This is a genomic window from Gracilibacillus caseinilyticus (assembly GCF_022919115.1).
Classification (GTDB): domain Bacteria; phylum Bacillota; class Bacilli; order Bacillales; family Amphibacillaceae; genus Gracilibacillus; species Gracilibacillus caseinilyticus.
On record NZ_CP095072.1, the window covers coordinates 3,445,643 to 3,466,301 of the forward strand.

22 protein-coding genes and 2 pseudogenes are annotated in these 20,659 nt (G+C 37.6%); 11 read left to right on the forward strand and 13 right to left on the reverse strand.

Annotation, left to right across the window (positions count from 1 at the left end):
* Positions 1–299: 299 nt before the first annotated feature.
* From vrrA to MUN88_RS16470, 6 genes are all read left to right on the forward strand, one after another.
* Complete coding sequence (gene vrrA, locus MUN88_RS16445; RefSeq protein ID WP_244716957.1) at positions 300–833, forward strand: VrrA/YqfQ family protein; 534 nt, start codon at positions 300–302, stop codon at positions 831–833.
* 85 nt (positions 834–918) lie between these two features.
* On the forward strand, positions 919–1,881 hold the full coding sequence (gene msrB / locus MUN88_RS16450; protein WP_244716959.1) for a peptide-methionine (R)-S-oxide reductase MsrB: 963 nt from the start codon (positions 919–921) through the stop codon (positions 1,879–1,881).
* A 48-nt stretch (positions 1,882–1,929) separates the two neighbouring features.
* On the forward strand, positions 1,930–2,964 hold the full coding sequence (locus tag MUN88_RS16455; protein WP_244716961.1) for an AbrB family transcriptional regulator: 1,035 nt from the start codon (positions 1,930–1,932) through the stop codon (positions 2,962–2,964).
* Positions 2,965–3,050: 86 nt separating this feature from the next.
* On the forward strand, positions 3,051–3,254 hold the full coding sequence (locus tag MUN88_RS16460) for a DUF6501 family protein (RefSeq protein WP_244716963.1): 204 nt from the start codon (positions 3,051–3,053) through the stop codon (positions 3,252–3,254).
* A gap of 96 nt (positions 3,255–3,350) precedes the next feature.
* Positions 3,351–3,920: a histidine phosphatase family protein gene (locus MUN88_RS16465; protein WP_244716965.1), complete on the forward strand. Its 570-nt coding sequence runs from the start codon at positions 3,351–3,353 to the stop codon at positions 3,918–3,920.
* A 114-nt stretch (positions 3,921–4,034) separates the two neighbouring features.
* Positions 4,035–4,274: a ferredoxin family protein gene (locus MUN88_RS16470; RefSeq protein WP_244716967.1), complete on the forward strand. Its 240-nt coding sequence runs from the start codon at positions 4,035–4,037 to the stop codon at positions 4,272–4,274.
* Between the two features lie 50 nt (positions 4,275–4,324).
* On the opposite strand, the gene MUN88_RS16475 is transcribed toward MUN88_RS16470, so the two are convergent.
* Positions 4,325–4,600: an acylphosphatase gene (locus MUN88_RS16475; RefSeq protein ID WP_244716969.1), complete on the reverse strand. Its 276-nt coding sequence runs from the start codon at positions 4,598–4,600 to the stop codon at positions 4,325–4,327.
* 183 nt (positions 4,601–4,783) lie between these two features.
* Here MUN88_RS16475 and MUN88_RS16480 point away from each other — a divergent pair, with 183 nt between their 5' ends.
* Together MUN88_RS16480 and MUN88_RS16485 are read left to right on the forward strand one after the other, a co-directional pair.
* Positions 4,784–4,957 (forward strand): hypothetical protein, encoded by a 174-nt coding sequence (locus MUN88_RS16480; protein WP_244716971.1) that lies wholly within the window; start codon positions 4,784–4,786, stop codon positions 4,955–4,957.
* Between the two features lie 64 nt (positions 4,958–5,021).
* Complete coding sequence (locus MUN88_RS16485; protein ID WP_305852474.1) at positions 5,022–6,515, forward strand: FAD-dependent oxidoreductase; 1,494 nt, start codon at positions 5,022–5,024, stop codon at positions 6,513–6,515.
* 163 nt (positions 6,516–6,678) lie between these two features.
* On the opposite strand, the gene MUN88_RS16495 is transcribed toward MUN88_RS16485, so the two are convergent.
* The 3 genes and pseudogenes from MUN88_RS16495 to MUN88_RS16505 form a co-directional block, all read right to left on the reverse strand.
* A complete protein-coding gene (locus MUN88_RS16495) occupies positions 6,679–6,954 on the reverse strand; it encodes a hypothetical protein (RefSeq protein ID WP_244716973.1) in 276 nt (91 codons plus the stop codon).
* Positions 6,955–7,167: 213 nt separating this feature from the next.
* Positions 7,168–7,278, reverse strand: a pseudogene (locus tag MUN88_RS16500) (cysteine hydrolase); the annotation flags it as partial.
* A gap of 379 nt (positions 7,279–7,657) precedes the next feature.
* Positions 7,658–8,260 (reverse strand): annotated as a pseudogene (locus tag MUN88_RS16505) (Tn3 family transposase); the annotation flags it as partial.
* 84 nt (positions 8,261–8,344) lie between these two features.
* Between MUN88_RS16505 and MUN88_RS16510 the strand changes: the two are divergent.
* The 3 genes from MUN88_RS16510 (at position 8,345) to MUN88_RS16520 (ending at position 10,290) form a co-directional block, all read left to right on the forward strand.
* On the forward strand, positions 8,345–8,941 hold the full coding sequence (locus tag MUN88_RS16510; protein WP_244716975.1) for a hypothetical protein: 597 nt from the start codon (positions 8,345–8,347) through the stop codon (positions 8,939–8,941).
* A gap of 263 nt (positions 8,942–9,204) precedes the next feature.
* Positions 9,205–9,732 (forward strand): hypothetical protein, encoded by a 528-nt coding sequence (locus MUN88_RS16515; protein WP_244716977.1) that lies wholly within the window; start codon positions 9,205–9,207, stop codon positions 9,730–9,732.
* 48 nt (positions 9,733–9,780) lie between these two features.
* Complete coding sequence (locus MUN88_RS16520; RefSeq protein WP_244716979.1) at positions 9,781–10,290, forward strand: hypothetical protein; 510 nt, start codon at positions 9,781–9,783, stop codon at positions 10,288–10,290.
* Positions 10,291–10,661: 371 nt separating this feature from the next.
* Here the strand turns inward: MUN88_RS16520 and MUN88_RS16525 are convergent, their stop codons facing one another.
* Genes MUN88_RS16525 through MUN88_RS16565 form a run of 9 tightly spaced genes read right to left on the reverse strand, consistent with a single transcriptional unit; the run spans position 10,662 to position 20,625 of the window.
* Positions 10,662–11,813 carry an N-acetylglucosamine-6-phosphate deacetylase gene (locus tag MUN88_RS16525; protein ID WP_244716981.1) on the reverse strand — a complete coding sequence of 384 codons (1,152 nt, stop codon included), beginning with the start codon at positions 11,811–11,813 and terminating at the stop codon, positions 10,662–10,664.
* A complete protein-coding gene (locus tag MUN88_RS16530) occupies positions 11,803–12,561 on the reverse strand; it encodes a glucosamine-6-phosphate deaminase (protein WP_244716983.1) in 759 nt (252 codons plus the stop codon). Before MUN88_RS16530 ends, MUN88_RS16525 begins: the two co-directional genes overlap by 11 nt.
* Before the next feature lie 20 nt (positions 12,562–12,581).
* The gene (locus MUN88_RS16535) at positions 12,582–13,589 is read right to left on the reverse strand and encodes a Gfo/Idh/MocA family protein (RefSeq protein ID WP_244716985.1); all 1,008 of its coding nucleotides are present in this window, start codon (positions 13,587–13,589) and stop codon (positions 12,582–12,584) included.
* Between the two features lie 34 nt (positions 13,590–13,623).
* Positions 13,624–14,619, reverse strand: coding sequence for a Gfo/Idh/MocA family protein (locus tag MUN88_RS16540; RefSeq protein ID WP_244716987.1), 996 nt, complete (start codon positions 14,617–14,619; stop codon positions 13,624–13,626).
* Positions 14,620–14,634: 15 nt separating this feature from the next.
* Positions 14,635–15,501: a sugar phosphate isomerase/epimerase family protein gene (locus tag MUN88_RS16545; protein WP_244716989.1), complete on the reverse strand. Its 867-nt coding sequence runs from the start codon at positions 15,499–15,501 to the stop codon at positions 14,635–14,637.
* A gap of 44 nt (positions 15,502–15,545) precedes the next feature.
* On the reverse strand, positions 15,546–17,423 hold the full coding sequence (locus tag MUN88_RS16550; protein WP_244716991.1) for a beta-N-acetylhexosaminidase: 1,878 nt from the start codon (positions 17,421–17,423) through the stop codon (positions 15,546–15,548).
* A gap of 23 nt (positions 17,424–17,446) precedes the next feature.
* The gene (locus MUN88_RS16555) at positions 17,447–18,277 is read right to left on the reverse strand and encodes a carbohydrate ABC transporter permease (RefSeq protein ID WP_244716993.1); all 831 of its coding nucleotides are present in this window, start codon (positions 18,275–18,277) and stop codon (positions 17,447–17,449) included.
* A gap of 31 nt (positions 18,278–18,308) precedes the next feature.
* Positions 18,309–19,259 carry a carbohydrate ABC transporter permease gene (locus tag MUN88_RS16560; RefSeq protein WP_244716995.1) on the reverse strand — a complete coding sequence of 317 codons (951 nt, stop codon included), beginning with the start codon at positions 19,257–19,259 and terminating at the stop codon, positions 18,309–18,311.
* A gap of 22 nt (positions 19,260–19,281) precedes the next feature.
* Positions 19,282–20,625 (reverse strand): ABC transporter substrate-binding protein, encoded by a 1,344-nt coding sequence (locus tag MUN88_RS16565; protein WP_244716997.1) that lies wholly within the window; start codon positions 20,623–20,625, stop codon positions 19,282–19,284.
* Between the last annotated feature and the right edge of the window lie 34 nt (positions 20,626–20,659).

The window sequence follows — 20,659 nt, forward strand, 5'->3', positions numbered from 1 at the left end:
TAATTCAGTATATTTCCTTTGCGCATGTGATAAAAAGGGCCTTGATCAGATAAGATCAAAGGCTCATTTTTATACATTAGGTATAAAATTTTTAGCGGTGAAGAAGCTCAAGGTGTTAAAAATTTAGAAATTCAAGAAAAACTTCAACACTCACTAAAAGACGAGGCGAATACCAGCTTTTCTACTATTTGAACAGCAGCATTTCACAAGATATCTTTAAAATATGATCGCAGCCTATAACAAGATTGTGCGAATCACATATACTGTATCACGAAATGATATCGAAAAGGAGGATGTTTATGTTTCGCCCACCAAATCAACCACCGCAATTCCCAATGCAACAAATGCCACCAGGCGGCGGTGGTGGTTATTTTCCAGGTTTTCAGTCAAGAGGACCAATGCCACCTATGGCAAATCAGGCGGCTAATAGCCAAAGCGGTTTACAAGGGCTGTTACAACGTTTCTTGCCTTCACAAGCATCATCTGCATCTCAAGTCTCCAACTTGGCATCGAGTGCAGGAGCTGGCGGCGGGAGTAATTTAATGGGAACATTGAATAATGTGCAGCAAGTATTGAAAGTAGCTCAACAAGCAACACCTCTAATAAAAGAATACGGACCCATGATAAAAAATGCACCGAAACTCATCAATATGATGAAAGCATTAAGTGAAATTAATGATGAGGATGACGAAGAATCAACAGATGTAGCAGTCGATGCGCAAGCAGATGAGGCCGATGAACTCAATATCGCTGGATCAGCGGATGATAACATGCAGTCAAATGCGAACAGAAGGCGAACAGCATTAAAATCACAACCAAAGTTATTTATCTAAATATAGGCTTAAAACAGACCACTTGCATTTTTAAGATTCTAGGAGCAAAATGAAAGTAGAATCGATGTGAACAGGAGGCTTTTACATGGCAGAGCAAGCGAATGAAAAAGCAATTTTTGCAGGTGGCTGTTTTTGGTGTATGGTGCAACCATTTGATGAACAACCTGGGATAAAACAGGTGGTTTCAGGCTATACAGGTGGAGACAAGCCCAATCCAACATACGAAGAAGTTTGTACCAACACGACAGGACATCGTGAAGCTGTCGAGATTACGTATGATCCCGACGTATTTCCTTATCAGAAGCTTTTAGAACTCTTTTGGCAACAGATAGATCCAACAGATCCTGGCGGCCAATTTAATGATCGTGGTGAATCGTACAAAACGGCGATCTATTATACGAACGAAAAACAAAAAGAATTAGCAGAACAATCAAAGCAAGCATTAGAAGCAAGCGGTAAATTTAAGCAGCCAATCGTAACAGATATCCTGCCAGCCAAACCATTCTATCCAGCCGAGGAGAAGCATCAGGATTATTACAAAAAGCAAAACTTTCACTATCAGCTTTATAAGAAAGGGTCCGGACGAGCGGATTTTATCAAAAAGCATTGGGGCACACACTATTCCAATGATGAACTAAAAAAATTCCTTTCACCAATCCAGTACCATGTAACCCAAGAAAATGGAACAGAGCGTCCATTCCAGAATGAGTATTGGAATAACGAGCAGGAAGGGGTGTACGTTGATATTGTAAGCGGAGAACCTTTATTCTCCTCAAAGGATCAATACGATGCAGGTTGTGGCTGGCCAAGCTTCACTAAGCCGATAAATCGACATTCCATTAACGAAAACATGGACACCTCACATGGTATGCGTCGAATTGAAGTAAGAAGTGATCAAGCTGATTCGCATTTGGGACACGTATTTGATGATGGCCCAATGGATAAAGGCGGTATGCGTTATTGTATTAATTCCGCAGCATTACGGTTTATTCCGAAAGACCAGTTAAAGAATGAGGGACTGGAAGAGTTCCTGCCATTATTCGAATAGCTTCCCGTGGACTAACGGGAAGTTTTCTTTACTAGAAGGTTGATAACATTGTACAAACAACTTATTCAATTATTTATCATGTATTTGCTGTCATTTCTTGGAGCAACTATGTTTTATTTCGCTCACATTCCGTTGCCGTGGATATTAGGGCCGTTACTGGCAACTTTCATTTACAACACCTATACCACGACAACATTAAGTCAGAATAAGTTCATATTAAATATCAGTTTTCTATTCACCGGCTGCCAAATAGGGGCTACTTTCACGACAACAACATTAGAAAAAGTGATTCCCTATTTCGTTCCTTTTTTTATCATAACTGTTTTGCTGATTTATGCATGCATGAAAAGTGGCGAACTACTTGCTAAATATGCCAGTATTGGCAAAACCACAGGTGTATTAGGAAGTATACCGGGCGGCTTGTCCGTAATGGTAGAAATGAGTGACTCATTGAAAGCCAATACTGGCTTGGTGGCAATCTTTCACACGATTCGCTTAATGGCGGTATTGATGATCGTGCCATTGCTTGCGTCGTTTATGTTTACACAAACCGACACTGCTACAATGGTATCTGATCGGATATCATTTAACGTTTGGACAGCTATACTGTACGGTTTACTGTTTATCTTGGCCTATTTATTACGTCGCAAAATACCAGCGCCATTCGTACTAATACCGATGATAATCATTGCTTGCTTCAAAATTAGTGGTATCGAAGTAGGAAATGTCCCGGTTAGTTTATATCATTTTGCACAAGTTTCAATTGGTATCCACTTAGGATTGTCCATCACCATGTCTGATATTAAAAAAGCAGGTAATTTTTCTTGGGTCTTCTTTTTATTTACTTGTGTGATTATCATGCTATCAGTCGGCTTAGGTTATATTTTCGCCTCGATGTCTAATCTAAGCTTCGCGACAGCAATGCTTAGTCTGGCACCAGGAGGATTAGTGGAAATGGCTATTACAGCAGGAGAGGTTAATGCAGATCCTGCAATCGTTGGTTCCTTGCAATTGGTTCGACTGTTATTTATTATTTTGATTCTTCCGTTTGCTTTGAAAAAATGGACCAAGTTTGACAGTTAACCATAATCATATTATGTAAACTATAGATAAATATCTTGTATAAGCTGTCATAAATCGTTATGATAGGAAAGAAGGAGGGGGTAATCATGATACATAAGAATTGGGAAAACAACCCAACTATTAAACAACTAAAATGTGTGCATACCAATGCAAAAAAATATAAAGTAAACTCCGTACTAACAGAAGGAAAAGTGTATGACGTAAAAAATGAAACCGAGGAATTTTATTTTGTGATTGATAATACGAACCGAATTGCTGGTTTAAAAAAAGACTATTTCGAAACCGTCTAAATATGTTTAAAATCGGGAAAACATGGGTAAAAATATAAGATAGGCTGATAGACTAAATTATCTACGCTTTTAACGATTCTCCATAGGAGTGATAAAATGAAAAGAATTCTTCTAATTCGACACTGCCATGCTGAAGGACAGCATCGTGACTCTCCACTTTCCAAAAGAGGCATTCAACAAGCCTACGAGCTAGCCAGAAAGTTGGAGCAGCTAAGCTATCCTATTGACAGAATCATTACCAGTCCATATATGCGGGCAAATGAAACAATCAGACCGTTTGCAGCAAGGCAGCAAATAAAGGTAGAAACAGATGAACGCTTAAAGGAACGATTATTAAGCGAACAGCCTGTTGATGATTGGATTGACATTTTGGAAGAGTCTTTTGAGAATTTCCATTTCAAACTGCCAGGTGGAGAATCTTCGAATGATGCATTTAAACGGGCAGATGAAGTGTTAGAAGAATGCTTACAGGATCCATTACATGAAAATATTATCGTTGTAACACATGGAAACTTATTAGCATTGATGCTGCAAAAATTCCATGTGGATTTTGGCTTTCATGAATGGAAAACACTTACGAATCCTGATGTGTTTTTAATTCAGAGAATTGGGGGAGAATATATTTCAGAGAGGATTTGGGAAGATTCAGAGTCCTATCATTACTGAGATATAACTTGAATTCTCTATCAAATCAGCTATAATGGTATTCGTGCATATAAAATTATGATAGAATGTTTTGTATAGAGACATAACGATTAATCGTTAAAGGAGGGGACCATCTTGGCATTTGTTATTACTTCACCTTGCGAACAAGAAAAGGCAGGGGAATGTGTAGAAGTTTGTCCAGTAGATTGTATAGAAGAAGGAAAAGATATGTTTTATATCGATCCCGACATTTGCATCGATTGTGGTGCATGTGAGGCGGTGTGTCCAGTAGAAGCAATCTACATGGAAGACGAAGTACCTGATGAAGAAAATGAATACATCGCATTAAACCGAAAATTCTTTGAAGAAGATTAATCATAAACAAAAACCGCTATGTAAAAATAGCGGTTTTTTAATACTTCACTTTAATACTTAATTTCGAATTTATTGAATTTATCAGATACGTTCTCTTCAGTAATCTCTAAATTCTTTACTTTAGCAAAGGTAGATGGGCCTTTTCGGATTTGATCTATAAAAGATTCTGTATCGTTATCTTCACCTTGTGCTTTAATCACAACCGATCCATCTTCTTGATTTTTTACAAAACCGACTATACGGTGCTCTGCAGCAGCCTGTTGGGCAAAAAACCGAAATCCTACCCCCTGAACTCTTCCTGATACAATGACATGAATCTGTCTCAACTTGATCACCTCTTACAGTCAATAGTAACATCGCCCATTTTCATTTTCAAAAGTTTGTTATCATACGTTTCTTAACCATTTTAATAATAATTCGGTCATTATTCCTAGCAATAAATTGCATTTGGTCACATACCTATAGTAAAGGATGATAAGTGTGTGCAAAAAATAACTGGAGTGGGGAACATGGAATGGAAAAAATACGTTATTTTATTAATACCATTCGTTATAGCTGGATTAATTCTAATATATGTATTGCCACGAAGTGACAGCCAGTATAGTCTGTTAACCGCCATTATTCTCTGGATTGTCTATTACGTATGGATTTATAAAAATAAAAAAGAAAAGGACAACAACTGATCGATGTGTTAATCTCTTCTATTTTGGTAATGCTACAACTATGATGGAAGAAGGAAGGGATTTTATGCATACACCGATCTGGTTAGAAACGGAAATGAAATCATTTGAGCCATTACACGATAGCCTCCAAACGGATGTTACCATTATTGGCGGTGGAATTACCGGTGTTTTAACAGCTTATCATTTAGCTAAACAAGGCGTTAAAGTCGTACTATTGGAAAGAGATCGTCTTTGTCAATCTACCACAGGCCATACAACTGCTAAAATAACCGCACAGCATGATCTTATCTATGATGAATTAATACAACATTTTGGTGAGGAAAATGCTGCACTTTACTACAACAGCCAAAAAGAAGCTATGGCATTTTATCGTAAAATAATAAGTTCATATCAGATAAACTGTCACTTTCAGCAAGAGCATGCGTATTTGTATACAAATCAGACGCAAAATCAGGAGAAATTGGAACGAGAAAGAAAGGCTTATCAGAAATTAGCAATCGAAGGAGCCTTAGTTGATCAAATTCCGTTTACATTTCCACATACAAAAGCGCTGAGAATGGATAACCAAGCACAGTTTCACCCGAGGGCCTTTTTAAAAACGATTGTACCCGAAATTGAAAAACATGATGGCCAAATCTATGAACAAACAACTGCTGTAGACATTGACTATCAACCCAAAACGATTGTAAGAACAGCTAGAGGACATAATATTATTACAGATAATGTTATCATAGCAAGTCAATTTCCGTTTTACGAAGGACAAGGATTTTACAGTACGAGAATGTATCCATCGAGATCGTATGTAATAGGATTCACATCTTCCGAATCCTATCCAGGAGGTATGTATTTAGATGTGGATCAGCCGGTTCGATCCATTCGACACATTCAAAACGAGGATCAGACGATCTGGTTACTTGGTGGTCAAGCCCATAAAACGGGACAACAGCAGCAACATACAGATCCATATGCACAACTAACCCAATTTGCAATTCGGTATCTGAACAGTCAAGCGTTTTATTACCAATGGTCAGCACAGGATTATGAAACACTTGATAAATTACCGTATATCGGACCGTTAAACAAGCGACATCCGAATGTCTTTGTTGCGACAGGTTATCGAAAATGGGGTATGACGAATAGCGCGGTAGCAGCACAGTTACTTGCGGACTTGATTATTGGAAAAGAAAATCCATATAAAAAGCTATATCAACCGCAGCGTTTTCACGCAGATCCTGATTTGAAGGCTTTTATGCGAAATAATTCAGACGTTGCAACAGAATTTGTTAAAGGAAAACTAAGTCCGACAGATCATATAAAACATTTAAAGCCGGATTCTAGTGCAAAGATTAAACAGAATGGTGCAACGGTTGGCGTGTATAAAGATAATGATCATCAACTACATGCAATTGATCCAACTTGCACACATTTAGGTTGTGAATGTAATTGGAATCAATCAGAAAAAAGCTGGGATTGTCCATGTCATGGATCAAGATTTAACTATGATGGAAAAGTAATCGAAGGTCCAGCAACGAAAAATTTAGATAAACTTAGCTTATAAAATTTTATTCCATCTCAATATCTTAAGTATACTTTGTGTATGAGATATTGAGATTGTTTTGTCCACAACTTCCCATAATATATATTATGTAAACTAGAAAAATATTTAGAAAATAAGGTGGATTTATTAGACTCCTCTATTCAGGTAAATTCTATCTGCTTCTTTACCTAATTCCAATTTGAATTCTCGTAATTCGTGTAAGAATTTCTATTGCGTATATTTCTTCCTTTACAGACTTTACAATAGAATCTGCTGCTAACTTGATTATTTTCGGCATCTCCCATGCACTTCGCAAGGCAAATGATACATAAAAACCGTATTTAGGTAACGTAGCATCCCCATTCCAACCAGATTCTCTAAGACCATCAATATAACTTGTAAACAGTACTTCCTTATAATATTCCCCTTTATCAATCGGAATATCTAGTAACACATTCATTTAAAGTGGATATGTTTAAGGCTTTTTGAATTTCAGGTAATGATTGGGTTCATTTCTACACCTCAGTTATTATAAATCATATATACTACTTCTTATTAATGAGCTAAGAGACTCTAGCTAAAATTCAATTGCTACCAATTCTTCACTTATTAATAATTGTGCATTCGTTAACAAGTTAGTGTTTTCTATCCCTTGACACTAACTTGATTGTAATTATCTATATGAATCATGGGTGGGAGAGAACAATTCTTCGTCAGCATTTCTGACAATAGAAAAGTGATCAACGTTATAATGACCGTGAAGTGTAGCATTATTATGTTCAATAGTGTCTGGTTCACATTATTTTCCCCTTCCGGCTATACAATTTATGAATCTGCGTTAGATTCCCAATCAATTTAATAGTAGCATAAAAAGTGTTTAATTCCTTTTGATTTTCCACAAATGTAAGAAAAACCTTACTAAATAGGAAATGTTATCTTAATATATCAAAATGGAGCCAATACTAGCGAACATTTGTAAGTAAATCGAATTAAACATCCAGATTATAAGAGCCCATACTTCATCTTGAGCATGAGTACTTCTGTAATTCGCCTTTATGGGGTCTCGGCAGAAAAAAGCGGAAAATATACGCTAAGACAATATTTGGAAATGAAAAGCCGATTTTCATTACTCTAAGGTATGAAAGCCGGCTTTTCATTTCATGTTAAGTGCGTAACTCTCTTAATTCCTTCTTTGTGTTTAAATTAAATTTGTATTCACCTAAAAGGTTGATATGTTCCCATGCTAATGGTGATACATGGGGAATTAGATCTTCTCGAAAAGTACCGTTCTGTTTTTGTACTTTAATTGCCTCTGATAAATAAACTGTATTCCATACACTTACAGCATTTATTAAAATATTAAGTGCACTCGCTCGTTGTAATTGCTGGTGTATACCTTTTTCACGTAATTCCCCACGTTTCCCAAAGAATAAAGCCCTTGCTAGTCCATTCATAGCTTCCCCTTTGTCTAACCCTTTTTGTATACGATGACGCAATGCTTCACTAGAAATGTAATCTAATATAAAAATAGTTTTTTCTATTCTTCCCATTTCTCTTAAAGCTGCTGCTAATTTATTTTGGCGAGCATAGGAACCTAGTTTCCCCATTATAAGTGACCCTGAAACGGTACCTTCTCGAATCGAATGAGCTAATCGTAATACATCGTCATAGTTATTTTCAATTAGCTTTAGGTTGATTCTTCCCCGAAGAATCTTTTCTAGATTGGGAAACTCATTTGGCTGATTGATAGTAAAAAGTTTAACATCTTAAGGGGTAGCATCAGAAAAATGGGCATAAAGTTGTAAATCCGCATTTTTCCTGACGGTACCTCAATAATGAATGGAAAAACAATGAAATTACAGTTGTTGTTGCTATGGAAAGAGCAAACATGTCTAAACCCACATTTTATAGAAAATATGAAAAAAGTTGCAACTTATAATCAATTTTATTCGACTGATAAAGAAAGGAGTGGTTATGTGAAAAAGTTATTTATTTTACTTTCAGTATTATTATTAATTACCGTAATATCCGCATGTCAAAGTAATAGCAATCAAGAAAGTTCATTTGATGGATCTCAACAAGGAGATTGGCCATCACTCTCATTAGATGAAATGATTGAAAGAGCAGATCTAATTGCTTTTGTAAAAGTTAAAGACACAAAAAAACAGAAAAAAGAGAATCAATTAAATGTTCAAATCTCAACATTAGAAGTGATTGAGACTATATATGGAAGTGTATCAGGTGAAATAAAACTAGATCAAACGAATGATTTTGTAAAACAAAGAAAAGAATATCTTGTTTTTCTTGAAAAGGATAAAAATGGATATCATTATTCCTTGAGTCCTTCTAGTGTTATCCAAGAACAAGACGGAAAATATATTAGTGACAAACTAGGAAGTAAAGGTGCATATACTAAGGCAGAAGTAAGAGAACTCATTTTAAAGTAACATTAAAAGCGTTAAACTTTCTCCTTCTCTACTCAAGTGAAGGGGTTTATTTTTTTTGAAGTATATATTGAATATATCAATCTATTGGCAATATCATAACAACACACATGGAAATCTAATAGAAAAAATGTAAAATCTAAGATAATAATAGCATGAGTTAGATATATCGATTATGATAGCGCTTACTGACGCTATTTCTATTCCTATCGTTTTCACACATATTACTCATCAATAGTAGAATTCTTGAAAATGGAGGTAGAAAATTGAAGAAATATAAAAACAAATTAATGATTGCAGTTGTAGCTTTATTGTCAGTATTTTTCCTTTCAACACCAGTATTTGCTCATTATTTGTCAACTGGTTATAGTGTGTATTCAGTTAATTATGATGTTGAAGCCGGAAGCTATTCAGTTTTTGATGATCCAGCATCTTGGTGGGAAGATGATGTAGGAACTAATTTTTATCGATCAACCTCTAGTCCAAATGATGTTTATTTACAGAGCTTGTCTTATTCATGGTTCGGGTTATATTCACCTACTGTAGGAAGTGATGGTAATACTGATTTTTTCGACATATATGTTAATAGTGAATCAATAAGAGAAGATCCTGATCATTATAATTATGTAGCTGCATATAAAAGTTCAGCTACCCATGAATTTGGACATGCATTATTCCTAGATGATTTAGAGAGTGGCTGGGGTAATAACTCTATTATGAGTTATGAGAGAAATCGAAATATTATTACACATCCACAGCCCCATGATATATCTGATGTTAAGTCTTATCAATAATTATTCGTTTTTCAGTCAGCTCAACAATATAAATAAGAGGTGATAATTTTGAAATATATATTAGGTACTGTGCTTATTACATGTATGATTATTGGTGGTGCGCTAACAACACATGTTCTTAAAAGTAACACCGCTTCAAGTGGTAATACATTTAATCCAGAAGTACATGCTGATTTTCCTACTTATGATGCAAAAAGACTCTTAGGGAAAACAGAACTTATAGCACTTGTAGAGCCCATTTCAAATCAACAAAAAGAAATAGTAGAAGGTATGCCGAAAGCAACACTTTCTAAACTTAAGGTTAAGAAAAATCTTTATGGAGAATCAGAATCTACAATTACATTGGATCAAGCTATTAACCCTGTCGAAATTGGTAAGGATTATTTACTCTTCTTAAAAGAAGAAAACGGATTATATTACTTAATGGATGGAAATTCCTTAATCCAAAGCAAAAATGGTAAATTCAAGGTTAAAACAGATGGTCTAGAGGGTACGTATACTTCTGGAGAATTAGATAAAAAGGTGAAAATCAAATTAAAAGATCTCGAAGAAAAATAATACTCTTCAATTAAAAACCCTGGAGCGCTGGTGCTCCAGGGTTTCTATTGAGGCAAATAATTGATTATTTAGCATTGGAACATATCAACCTTTTAAGTGAATACAAATTTAATTTAAACATAGAGAAGGAATTAAGAGAGTTACGCACTTAACATGAAATAATAAGCCGGCTTTGTACCTTAGAGTAATGAAAATCGACATTTCACTTCCAAATATTGTCTTATCGTGAAATTTACGCTTTTTTCTGCCGAGACCCCTTTATGACTGTTATATTTTTTCTTTACTCAAAAGAAAGACCAGTCATTCCTGCTAAATGATGAATGGCTGGTCACTTTCGACAATTTCTTATACAATTCACTGACAAATAATTGTTAACACCGTTCAAATACCGTATACCCAGCTTTAACCGTCTGATTAACTTGCCCGTCCTGCAGCAAAACAAAATCTGCGGGTGCTCCTTCTTCCAAACCTTTCTCAACCGATAAATTCATTAGTCTAGCCGGATGAATCGAGGCAGCATCCCATGCCTCTGCAAACGTACAAATACCAAAGTCCACAAGATTTTTAATACCATCTTGTAACATTTGTACCGATCCCGCTAGTAAATCCGGATTCTCTGCTAAATGAAGTTTTCCTGCTTCTGTGAGCACTACTTCACCGCCGATGTGTGTCTTATAAGTACCAGGCTCTAAACCACTTAAGAAAACAGCATCACTAACTAAAATCGCGCGCTCTTTTTTTACTTTGAAAATTACCTTTAATACAGACTCCGGAAGATGAAAACCATCAGCTATACAACAGTTCCAGAGCTCATCCTGGGCTAACTGCTCCCAAATATAATTAGGGTGTCGCGGCAGCATCAGATGGGCACCATTCCCTAAATGAGTAGACATTACAGCACCTGATTCTACAGCTGATCGAATTTGCTGGCTTGTTGCTGCTGTATGACCAACAGAAACTTTCACACCGCTATTTTCACATTGACGGATAAATTCCGATGCGTTTGACCACTCAGGTGATAATGTCAGCAGCTTAATGTTTCCGTTAGCTGCTGCTTGCCATTTCTTAAATAATGACCAATCTGGTGCTTTTACATATTCTTGGCCATGTGCTCCCCGTGGTCCATCCTCAGGGGAAATAAAAGGACCCTCCAAATGGATTCCTGCGACGGTTTTTGCTACTAATTCATCTTCGTCACAGGCTTGAGTTATTGTTTCTGCTGATTCTTTTATTTCTTGATCACCATTAGTGATAATAGTTGGATAATAGGAAGTAACCCCTTCTTTAAATAGTGCATAGGAAGCCTCTTTTATTAGCTGCTTAGACAAAGGATGAGAATTAAAATCCCTGCCTTCATACCCATTAATTTGAAGGTCTACAAGTCCGGGAGCAATGGTTGGCAATGAATCAGTGTTGGGATTTTTCACTTCTTTTATCGCAAGGATCTTCTCTTCCTCAACAGTTATTTCAATCGGTCTCCTTGATTTATAATGAATCCCTTTGATTACATTGCTAGACGCCATATGAATCACGATCCACATACATATTACAGTTGGGATGCTCTCTTAAAATCGTTGCTGGACATTTGGTTGAAATAGCTCCAGTTAATGTTTCTCTCACAGCTGTTGTTTTGGATGCGCCTGGAACGATACAGTACAAGAAAGCGCCTGACATCATGGCAGGAATCGTTAACGTTAGAGCATGTGTTGGTACCTTGTCAAAAGTATCGAAACAACCATCATTAACTTGCTGCTGTCTGCAAGAAGCATCAAGCTCGACTATTTTCATAATCTCTTTATCATCGAAATCAGCAACTGGCGGGTCATTAAAAGCAATATGTCCGTTTTCTCCAATTCCTAGGCAGATGATATCGATTGGTTCAGCACAAATAAGTTCTGCGTATCTTTGACACTCTTCCAAAGCGTCTTTGCTGCCATCAATGAGATGGACTTTTTTAAATGGGACTTTGTCAAAGATATGTTTTTTTAAAAATGCACTAAATCTTTGCGATGCCGCTTCTTCAAGACCAATGTACTCATCCATGTGAAAGGCAATAATCCGTTCCCATTCGATCTCTTTCTCTCGCAAAAGTGCTTGTAAAAACTCGATTTGTGAAGGAGCAGCTGCAAAAATCATTCGTACTGTTTCCTGTCGTTCTAATAATGTAACAATTTTGTTTGCAACTTCTTTTGCTGCTGCCTTCCCCATGTCTTCCCGGTTATCAAAAAGATGAAAATTTAGTTGATCGACTTTATCAGACTTTATATGCATTTCTTGTTCCACCACTTTCTTTAAGTTAAATCCAATTCTTTTACTAAACGGCTAGATTGATAAGTTCCCAATATAATTTCCAATGAATGCTGACCTTCTGTCCCTGGGATAATAGGGGGCCGCTTTTCCTGAACAGCTAATGCCATATCCCTGATCTGTAAACGATGCCCATCAGGAATTACTTCAAAATCTTCAAAATCTGGCAGCATGACCTGTTCCCCGTCAATTTCCAATTTAGTAATCGTATCCTCTTCTATTTCTAATGTTCCCTTTTCCCCATGTATCGCTAAACGTTGGCCTTTACCGTCGTAAGCTGTCGTTGTAATCTCTAATACGCCCATTGCACCGTTTTCAAACTGTAATAACGATAAAGCTGTATCTTCTACTTCTATATCACGCAAAACTGCATTCGTTTTTCCGTACAGTGATGAAACAGGACCTGCCAGCCATTGCAGCATGTCGACGGTATGAATGCCTTGATTCATCATAGCACCCCCACCATCAACCTCCCACGTACCTCGCCATCCAGCACTGTCATAGTATGCTTGATCCCGAAACAGCTTCACATATGCAGAACATAGACTTAGCTTGCCTAACTTCCCTTCTTGAATGAGTTGTCTAGCAAAATTAGCCTGAGGTGACATCCGTCGCGGAAATACAGTAGAAAGCAATACTTGATTCTCTTCACAAGCCTGAATCATAGCAGAAATGTCCACTAGTTTTATAGCCATTGGTTTTTCTACTAAAATATGTTTCTTCGCTTTTGCAACTTGAAGGGTTTGTTCTGCATGAATACCGCTTGGTGTACAGATACATACAACATCAATCGTATCCATATCAAGTAATTCCTCTAAGCTATGGCAGGAGATCGCTCCATGTTTATCCGCAAAAGTATCACTGACTTCCTGATTGATATCGTAAACAGCCTCTAATGATGCTTCTTCTGTTTCTGCGATTCCTTTAGCATGTATCTCTGCTATAATGCCACAGCCTAGTATTGCAAAACGCGTTTTCTTTATGTTTGACATTCCCTGTCATCCTCTCCATTCAAAGTACGATTCTTCATGTACGATTCACCTTATTTGCCTGTTCATCCGCTTTAATAGTCGCTTCTGTAGCTACAAGCAGATCCTGATGACCTATGAATCCATACTCTCCGCGAATCCGCTGCAAGAAATCTTCTGTAATCGTTACAGGAGGCTGGATTGTCGGTACTTTTGTTAAAACTTCGTCATCACTCACTCTTAACACTAAATCTGTATCAGAAATAAAAGGGTCACCTTCTAAACGAATTTCTGCCACTCCCTTTGTTCCGACTACATAAAGACGACAATCTCCCCACGTCCAGCTTTTGTCTGGCGTATGCCAATCTGCATATAATTGAGAGATTACCCCATCATTCATGACAATTTGCATCCCGGCAGCATCGTAAAAGGATGGATATTCAGGCAAAATGTTCTTGGCTGCATGACAAGAAATCGTATTGATTTCATCACCTGACAACCACCGCAGCAGATCGATGTCATGCACAAATAAATCAATGATAATACCTCCAGATTGTTCTTTAGAAAAATGCCATGGAGGACGTTTAGCAGGATTTAACTGGTGCGGTTTTCTCATCGAAATACTCACGATATCTCCTAAGCGTCCATCATCAATCTGCTTTTTTACTGTGTATATCGATGGTCTGAATCGCTCTGTGAGCAGCATACCAATTTGCATCTTGCCTCGTTCTGCTACAGCTTTTAGCCTTTCGAAATCTTTGCGATTTGTAACTGCGGGTTTATCGATCATGATATGTTTTTTATATTGCTCACACATCTCGATAATATTTATTTTGTCTTTGTTAATACTTGCACACCCAACAACTTCAACTGACTCATCTAATAAGAGATCAATATCATCCACCATTTTCAGATTATATTTCTCAGCGATTGTTTTGACTAAAGTCCTGTTTTCTGACTCATAAATCCCCACGCATTTATAACCTAAATCAAGCATTTCTTTAATAAATATACTGATGTGTGGGTGTTGACAACCTATAATCGAAAATTTCACTCGACCGCTCCTTTCCTACGAAAAAGAATTCCTTTTTACCATTTCCTGAACCTTCTTTAAATCAGCTTCTATTCTATCCTTTGGTGGATAGGGTGCAGCACATTCCAACGTAATCCAGCCGTTATACTCTATCTCGCACAACGTATCAAATAGTGGCTGGTGCTCTATCGCTCCTTCACCTAACAAACACAGCATGAACTGTTCATCCCCATGTTTTGTTTTATTCGTAAAGGAACCAGGCGCAGAAGATGATTCTCCTACTCTCTTTACATCCTTTACATGAAAATGAAAAAGATGCTCCCCTAAATTAAGGATAGAATCTCTTCCATAATCGGTATCTGTGATATACATGTTTCCTGCGTCATGAATCAAGCCAATGTTTTCATGATGGCCGATCGTATTGATTAATTTCTTGCTTTGCTCGACCGTTTCTATCAAACTTATATTATGAATTTCCATTATTACGTTTATCGAAAAGGCCTTTGCTTCCTTGACACACTGATTCAACCAAAAAGCTGCTTTCTCATAATGATAATCTTCTGCAAGGAAACCATTCGGGCCACCTGGAAATACCCGGACCATATCCGCTCCAAGAATTTCTGCCCATTTTAAAAGTTGCCTAAATTCCTGTAATGCTTTTGCACATTCCTGATCACTTGCAGTCGAAAAGTGTCCTGTGTACCCTGCCAGAACAGGAATTTCAAGACCCAAATGATCTGCTAAATCTTTCATTTCCTCTACTCTGGGAAGTGACGTACTTGAAGACAGGTGAGGCTCCCTGCAAGCAATCTCGATGCCATCAAAGCCCAATTCCTTCGTCATGACCATTGTTTGCTGAATACTGTAATCTATAAACGCTCCGCTGAAAGCTGCATATTTCATTAATTATTCAATCTCCCTTATAAAAAGTTTTACTTCAAGTAAGATCAAAGCACGTTCGGCGTGGCAATATGCTGGTACAAATTACAACGAACCAATTCGTTCTCCTTTGCTTCGTTTGCATAACTTAGCCGTTCTTGTTCCAGCTCTGGTATTGCTGTAATTGTTCCTTCCAAGAATTCACGCAAGCGCAGCATTGTTGTCTCAATACGTAGCATCAGACCACCATAGCGGATATCAAGTACCTCCCAGCCAAAGGGTTTGTTTGTCTCCATCCACTGCTTGTAGTGAAGTAGATGTAATCTCTTTACTTTTTGAAGCAATTCTGGAAGGTCTTTTTGAAGAATCTGATCCAGACCCGCTTTATCATTTTGCTCATATGCGGTTTTCATGTTGGTCCCTATCGTGCTTTTGATACTTAATGTCGCACATAATGCACCGGCATAATCAAATAAGCCTTGCCACTTACCAGTTTTAGTTTTAACCTGCAGCAGGTCTTTTTCAAGTTGTTGATAGCATGATGCAACCTTCTGATCCTCTATATAGTGATCAAACAATCCTACTAATGGATCTTGCCAAAGCAGAAATTTGGAAGGATTCACAGGCTCCAGATTTTTGCCAGGATGAATATAGGAATCGATACTCCCTAACTGCAAAAATGCATCCATCTCTGCACCTGTACAAAATCGAAAGCGAGATCTTAATTTTTCATTAGTGATTTCTTTTGTATATCCATGTTCTGCGTATAACTGAAGACCTAACAGAGCTGTGAATGGATTAGTCTCCGCTCCATCGTCTCCCCATAGCGTGACAAAAACTTCTGTAACACCTTCTTTCTTACAAGCACGTAAGGCTGCATGTGTGGAAGCAAAAGTCTTGTCATAATGAATGGTATTTCCATTAAACGTCCAAATTCCTCCTGCAAATAGTGGATTCATTCCAAATTCTTGATGTTTTCGTATATAGTCATGATAAAAATCTTGATCTTCATGATAATAATCCCAGTAGACCAACTGTACGTCATCGGGTTTTTGACGGATAATATCTTTAGGAATAGCAGCCTGCGTATCATAATAATCACCTTTATCAGAAGCGATCCGAAAGTACATATCGCTCCATATCATCGGTTGAAGATGATGCTTAGCGGTAATCTCCCTTACAGCTTGCAAATGGTCACTCATAATCTGAAAAGCAGATTGGTGTCCAAATCGCTCTATATAATTTCCTCTTCCAAGAAAATGGGCTTCATCCATACCGATATGAATTCTTCTCGATCGGAAGGGTTCACTAACTGATTGGATCATTTTTTCAATGAATTGATACGTTTTCTCCGAATTAGCCAATAAAATATCGTCTGTATCACGAATATCTTTTGTTACATCCCATCTAAGATAAGTAGATAAATGGGCAAGTGTTTGGATACATGGAATGACTTCTATCCCAAAAAGAGAGGCAAACTCATCGATCTCCTTTAATTCTTCCCTGCTGTACCTGCCTCGCATATAGCCGAAATAAGGTGCTGATTCAATTTCATACGTATCTTCCATATAAAGCAACAGTGTATTCAAGCCCATTCCTGCCATCAACCGTATCATTTCTTTGAGGAATTCCGTTGTTAACACAGCATTTCGTGAACAATCAAGCATCGGACCGTTCATCTGAAATTGCGGTACTTCTCTTACCTTCATTTCTTCTACCACTTGCATGTGTTCTAATAGCAGTCCTAAAGCTCGAAAAAACTGAACCGGATGATGATAGTGAATTTCTGCTTTAGAGTGATTAAAATTAACATAAATCTCATCAACATCTGTTTGTTCCACCTTTATGGGAACGCCATCCTTTGATTGAGAAAATGCCCACTGCTGCATTAGCTGGTCAATTCCATCCTGAAACTCCAGAATATCTCCTTCAAAGAAAAGTTCCATGCCTGCTCTCCCCCCTTACCTTCCTACTTAATGCCTGAATTCGAGAAGTTTTGCACAAAGTAACGTTCTGCAAATAAGAAAACGATTAAGATCGGAACTAAACTCATTAATGCAGCTGCGACCATGTATTGTTCATTACCAAACCACTGACCACCAAGTGATAATATCCCGATTGGCAATGTGAATTTCTCATTGGACGTTAAATAAATCGAAGGTGCCAAAATCTCATTCCATTTCGTCATAAAGGTAAAAATCGCAACAGTTGCCAGACTTGGTTTTACCATTGGCAAGTAGATTCGCCAATAGGTCTGAAATGGATTACAACCATCTAATTTGGATGACTCTTCATAGTCTTTTGGAATACTCAAAAACGTTTGTCGCATTAAAAATATCCCAAACGGTTGTGCCAGACATTCAAGAAGCCAGAGAGGCACGAGTGTATCTAACAGGTTCATTTGCTGAAAGATCATAAAATGCGGGATGATCACGACAATGGGTGGTATCATCATCGTTCCTAATACCATGACGAATAATGCATTTTTAAACGGAAATGTTAAACGAGCAAATGCATAGCCTACCATCGAACAGGAAATGACTGCACCTAAGACAGACAAACCGGTAACAATGAAACTATTAAAGGTGTAATCTAAGAAATTACCCAGCTTAAATACTTCTGGATAATTCGACCATTGGAACACCTCAGGTATCCATCTCGGAGGAACTGCTGTAAATTCAGCATACGTTTTTAATGAGTTAAATAGTGCGGTAACGAATGGCATCACCATAATCAGTGCACTAATCGTCAGGATAATGTAACCAATCTTTTTAGCTGATAAAAATTTGCGGTTTTTCATTTATATAGCCCCCTCCCTGTCACTTCACTATTTAATGATAATGCACCCACCGCTTTTGTCCCCATAACTGGAGCAGCGTGAGAATAAACAAGATAATAAAAAGAATCCACGCAATTGCGGAAGCATATCCCATATGCAAGAAAGAGAAACCTTCTCGGTACAGGTAGAGCATTAGTACTAAACTTGCATTGTTCGGACCACCAGCTGCAGAAATATCAGCGGCTCCCCCTGTCATAACATATATTTGTTCAAAAGCCTGGAAAGTAGTTATGGTACTCAGTACTATAACTAAGAAAGTAGTTGGTGATATTGATGGCAATGTAATGGATTTAAATTTCTTTATCGAACTGGCTCCATCCATTTCAGCCGCTTCATACAATTCATTCGGCACGTTCTGTAATCCAGATAAATAAATAATCATAATATAGCCGATCCCTTTCCAGACAGCCACCAGTACTAAAAGCGGAATAACCTGTTGTTCATCATTTAACCATTTTTGCGGTTCTAACTCTAGCTTGATAAGAAAAGAGTTTGCAAGTCCAAATCTTGGATTAAAAATGGCATCAACCACATACATAACGACAGTCCAAGATGATATAACTGGTATAAAATGAGCCATGCGGTACAGCTTTAATGCTTTTATTTTCTGATTAAGTGCAACCGCTAACAACAAGGCAAGAAATGCTTGTGCTGGTACGAATAAAATAGCAAAATAAAGCGTATTCCAAAGCGATTTATAAAATAAAGGTTCGTTAAACAGCTTTTCGTAGTTTTCTAAGCCAATCCACTGTGGAGCATTTAACATATCATATTGGGAAAAACTGAAATATAAAGAAGCGATCAGCGGTGCAATTACAAACATGATGAATTGAATGAGGTAAGGGGAGACTAAAAGAAGTCCCCACTTCCCTTCATACGATATTAACTTACGTTTCTTTGCAGGTATGATGGTGGTTGCAGAATTCTTACGATTAGTCTGCATCTTATATGGCTCCTTTCATTTATTATTCGTTATAAAAATCAGTCAGAATCTTTTGCACATCTTTATCTGCATTTTCTAATGCCTCTTCGATCGGTTGTTCCTCGAGGAAAGCTCGTCGGGCATGTTCATTAAATTTCGCAACCCACTCACTCCATACTGCATTGGTATCAAGGCTTCCTGCAAAATCAAAACTTTCTAAGAATGCCTGTTTATTTTCTGGTTTGTCAGTTGAATTTAAGAACGTATCCGATTGAGCCACAGATTTCTTAACAGGTACCGCTTCTCCAAGTGCTGCCCACTCTTTTTGCACTTCATCTTCCGTTGCCCAAAACTTCACCCATTCCCAGGCAGCTTCTGCTTTCTTATCACTTGTACTGTTATTAATTACCCAAGAGTTTGTTATGACAGGAGAGAATCTCTCACCGTCCGGACCTTTTGGCAGTACGGTGACATCATAGTTTAATCCGGCTTCATTTGCAGCTAACACACGAGCATAAATGCCAATTCTCATTGCAGCTGAACCGCTAGGAAAGACGGCCATCGGACTTTGGAAACTATTCAGATCAGCAGGGTCTGTAATGATCCCCTTGCTCATACCATCTACCATCCACTCGAATGCTTGTTTATTTTCTTCAGAATTAATAACTGAATTATTTAAAGATTCATCCAGGATGCCTCCACCATACGATTTAAGAACGGAGAACCATCCCTCAGTGATACTAAAAAACGTTAAACCAAATTGTTTGATATTTTCGCTGTTAAATCCGTCTTCGTTTGGTTTCTTATCGGAAGCATCTAATGTTAACTTAGCAGCAGCTTCTTTTAAATCCTCCCAAGTCCAATCTTCACTTGGATATTCTACTCCGGCTTTATCGAAGAGCTCTTTGTTGTAATACAAAGCGCCAATCTGAATCCCTTGTGGTACGCCCCAATACTTTCCATCTGTATCCTGATTAGAATCTAATCCGTAATAATCCTCTTTGTTCAAATCACGATTAATCCATTCTGTTAAATCTTTAATTGCTCCACGCTCTGCGTACTTCATGACTAGTACACCATCAGATAACCACACATCTGGAGCTTCATCAGCAGCAATCTGTGTGTCAAGCTTCTGGAAGAATTGGCCATAAGGTGAACTCTGAGTCGTGATCTTAATGTTCGGATGCTGCTCCATAAATCTATTAATCAACTCTTGCATTTTTTCATCGGATTTACCACCCGAATAATACCCAAGGTTAATGGTGACTTGTTCTGAATCGGAATTTTCTGTATCATTTCCAGTAGGTGAGTCACCGGAACAACCCGCAAGCAATAATGACAATATAAAGACAAATGAAAGGAAAGCAGGTAGTAATTTTTTCTTCATTCTTATTACCTCCTAATATTTAATATTTGTGAAA

Coding starts and splice junctions, on each gene's coding strand:
- msrB (WP_244716959.1), top strand. CDS start 919: ATGGCAGAGCAAGCGAATGAAAAAGCAATTTTTGCAGGTGGCTGTTTT.
- MUN88_RS16485 (WP_305852474.1), top strand. CDS start 5,022: ATGCATACACCGATCTGGTTAGAAACGGAAATGAAATCATTTGAGCCA.
- MUN88_RS16495 (WP_244716973.1), bottom strand. CDS start 6,954: ATGAATGTGTTACTAGATATTCCGATTGATAAAGGGGAATATTATAAG.
- MUN88_RS16480 (WP_244716971.1), top strand. CDS start 4,784: ATGGAATGGAAAAAATACGTTATTTTATTAATACCATTCGTTATAGCT.
- MUN88_RS16510 (WP_244716975.1), top strand. CDS start 8,345: ATGAAATTACAGTTGTTGTTGCTATGGAAAGAGCAAACATGTCTAAAC.
- MUN88_RS16460 (WP_244716963.1), top strand. CDS start 3,051: ATGATACATAAGAATTGGGAAAACAACCCAACTATTAAACAACTAAAA.
- MUN88_RS16545 (WP_244716989.1), bottom strand. CDS start 15,501: ATGAAATATGCAGCTTTCAGCGGAGCGTTTATAGATTACAGTATTCAG.
- MUN88_RS16535 (WP_244716985.1), bottom strand. CDS start 13,589: ATGTCAAACATAAAGAAAACGCGTTTTGCAATACTAGGCTGTGGCATT.
- MUN88_RS16555 (WP_244716993.1), bottom strand. CDS start 18,277: ATGAAAAACCGCAAATTTTTATCAGCTAAAAAGATTGGTTACATTATC.
- MUN88_RS16550 (WP_244716991.1), bottom strand. CDS start 17,423: ATGGAACTTTTCTTTGAAGGAGATATTCTGGAGTTTCAGGATGGAATT.
- MUN88_RS16560 (WP_244716995.1), bottom strand. CDS start 19,259: ATGCAGACTAATCGTAAGAATTCTGCAACCACCATCATACCTGCAAAG.
- MUN88_RS16530 (WP_244716983.1), bottom strand. CDS start 12,561: ATGCATATAAAGTCTGATAAAGTCGATCAACTAAATTTTCATCTTTTT.
- MUN88_RS16465 (WP_244716965.1), top strand. CDS start 3,351: ATGAAAAGAATTCTTCTAATTCGACACTGCCATGCTGAAGGACAGCAT.
- vrrA (WP_244716957.1), top strand. CDS start 300: ATGTTTCGCCCACCAAATCAACCACCGCAATTCCCAATGCAACAAATG.
- MUN88_RS16565 (WP_244716997.1), bottom strand. CDS start 20,625: ATGAAGAAAAAATTACTACCTGCTTTCCTTTCATTTGTCTTTATATTG.
- MUN88_RS16525 (WP_244716981.1), bottom strand. CDS start 11,813: ATGGCGTCTAGCAATGTAATCAAAGGGATTCATTATAAATCAAGGAGA.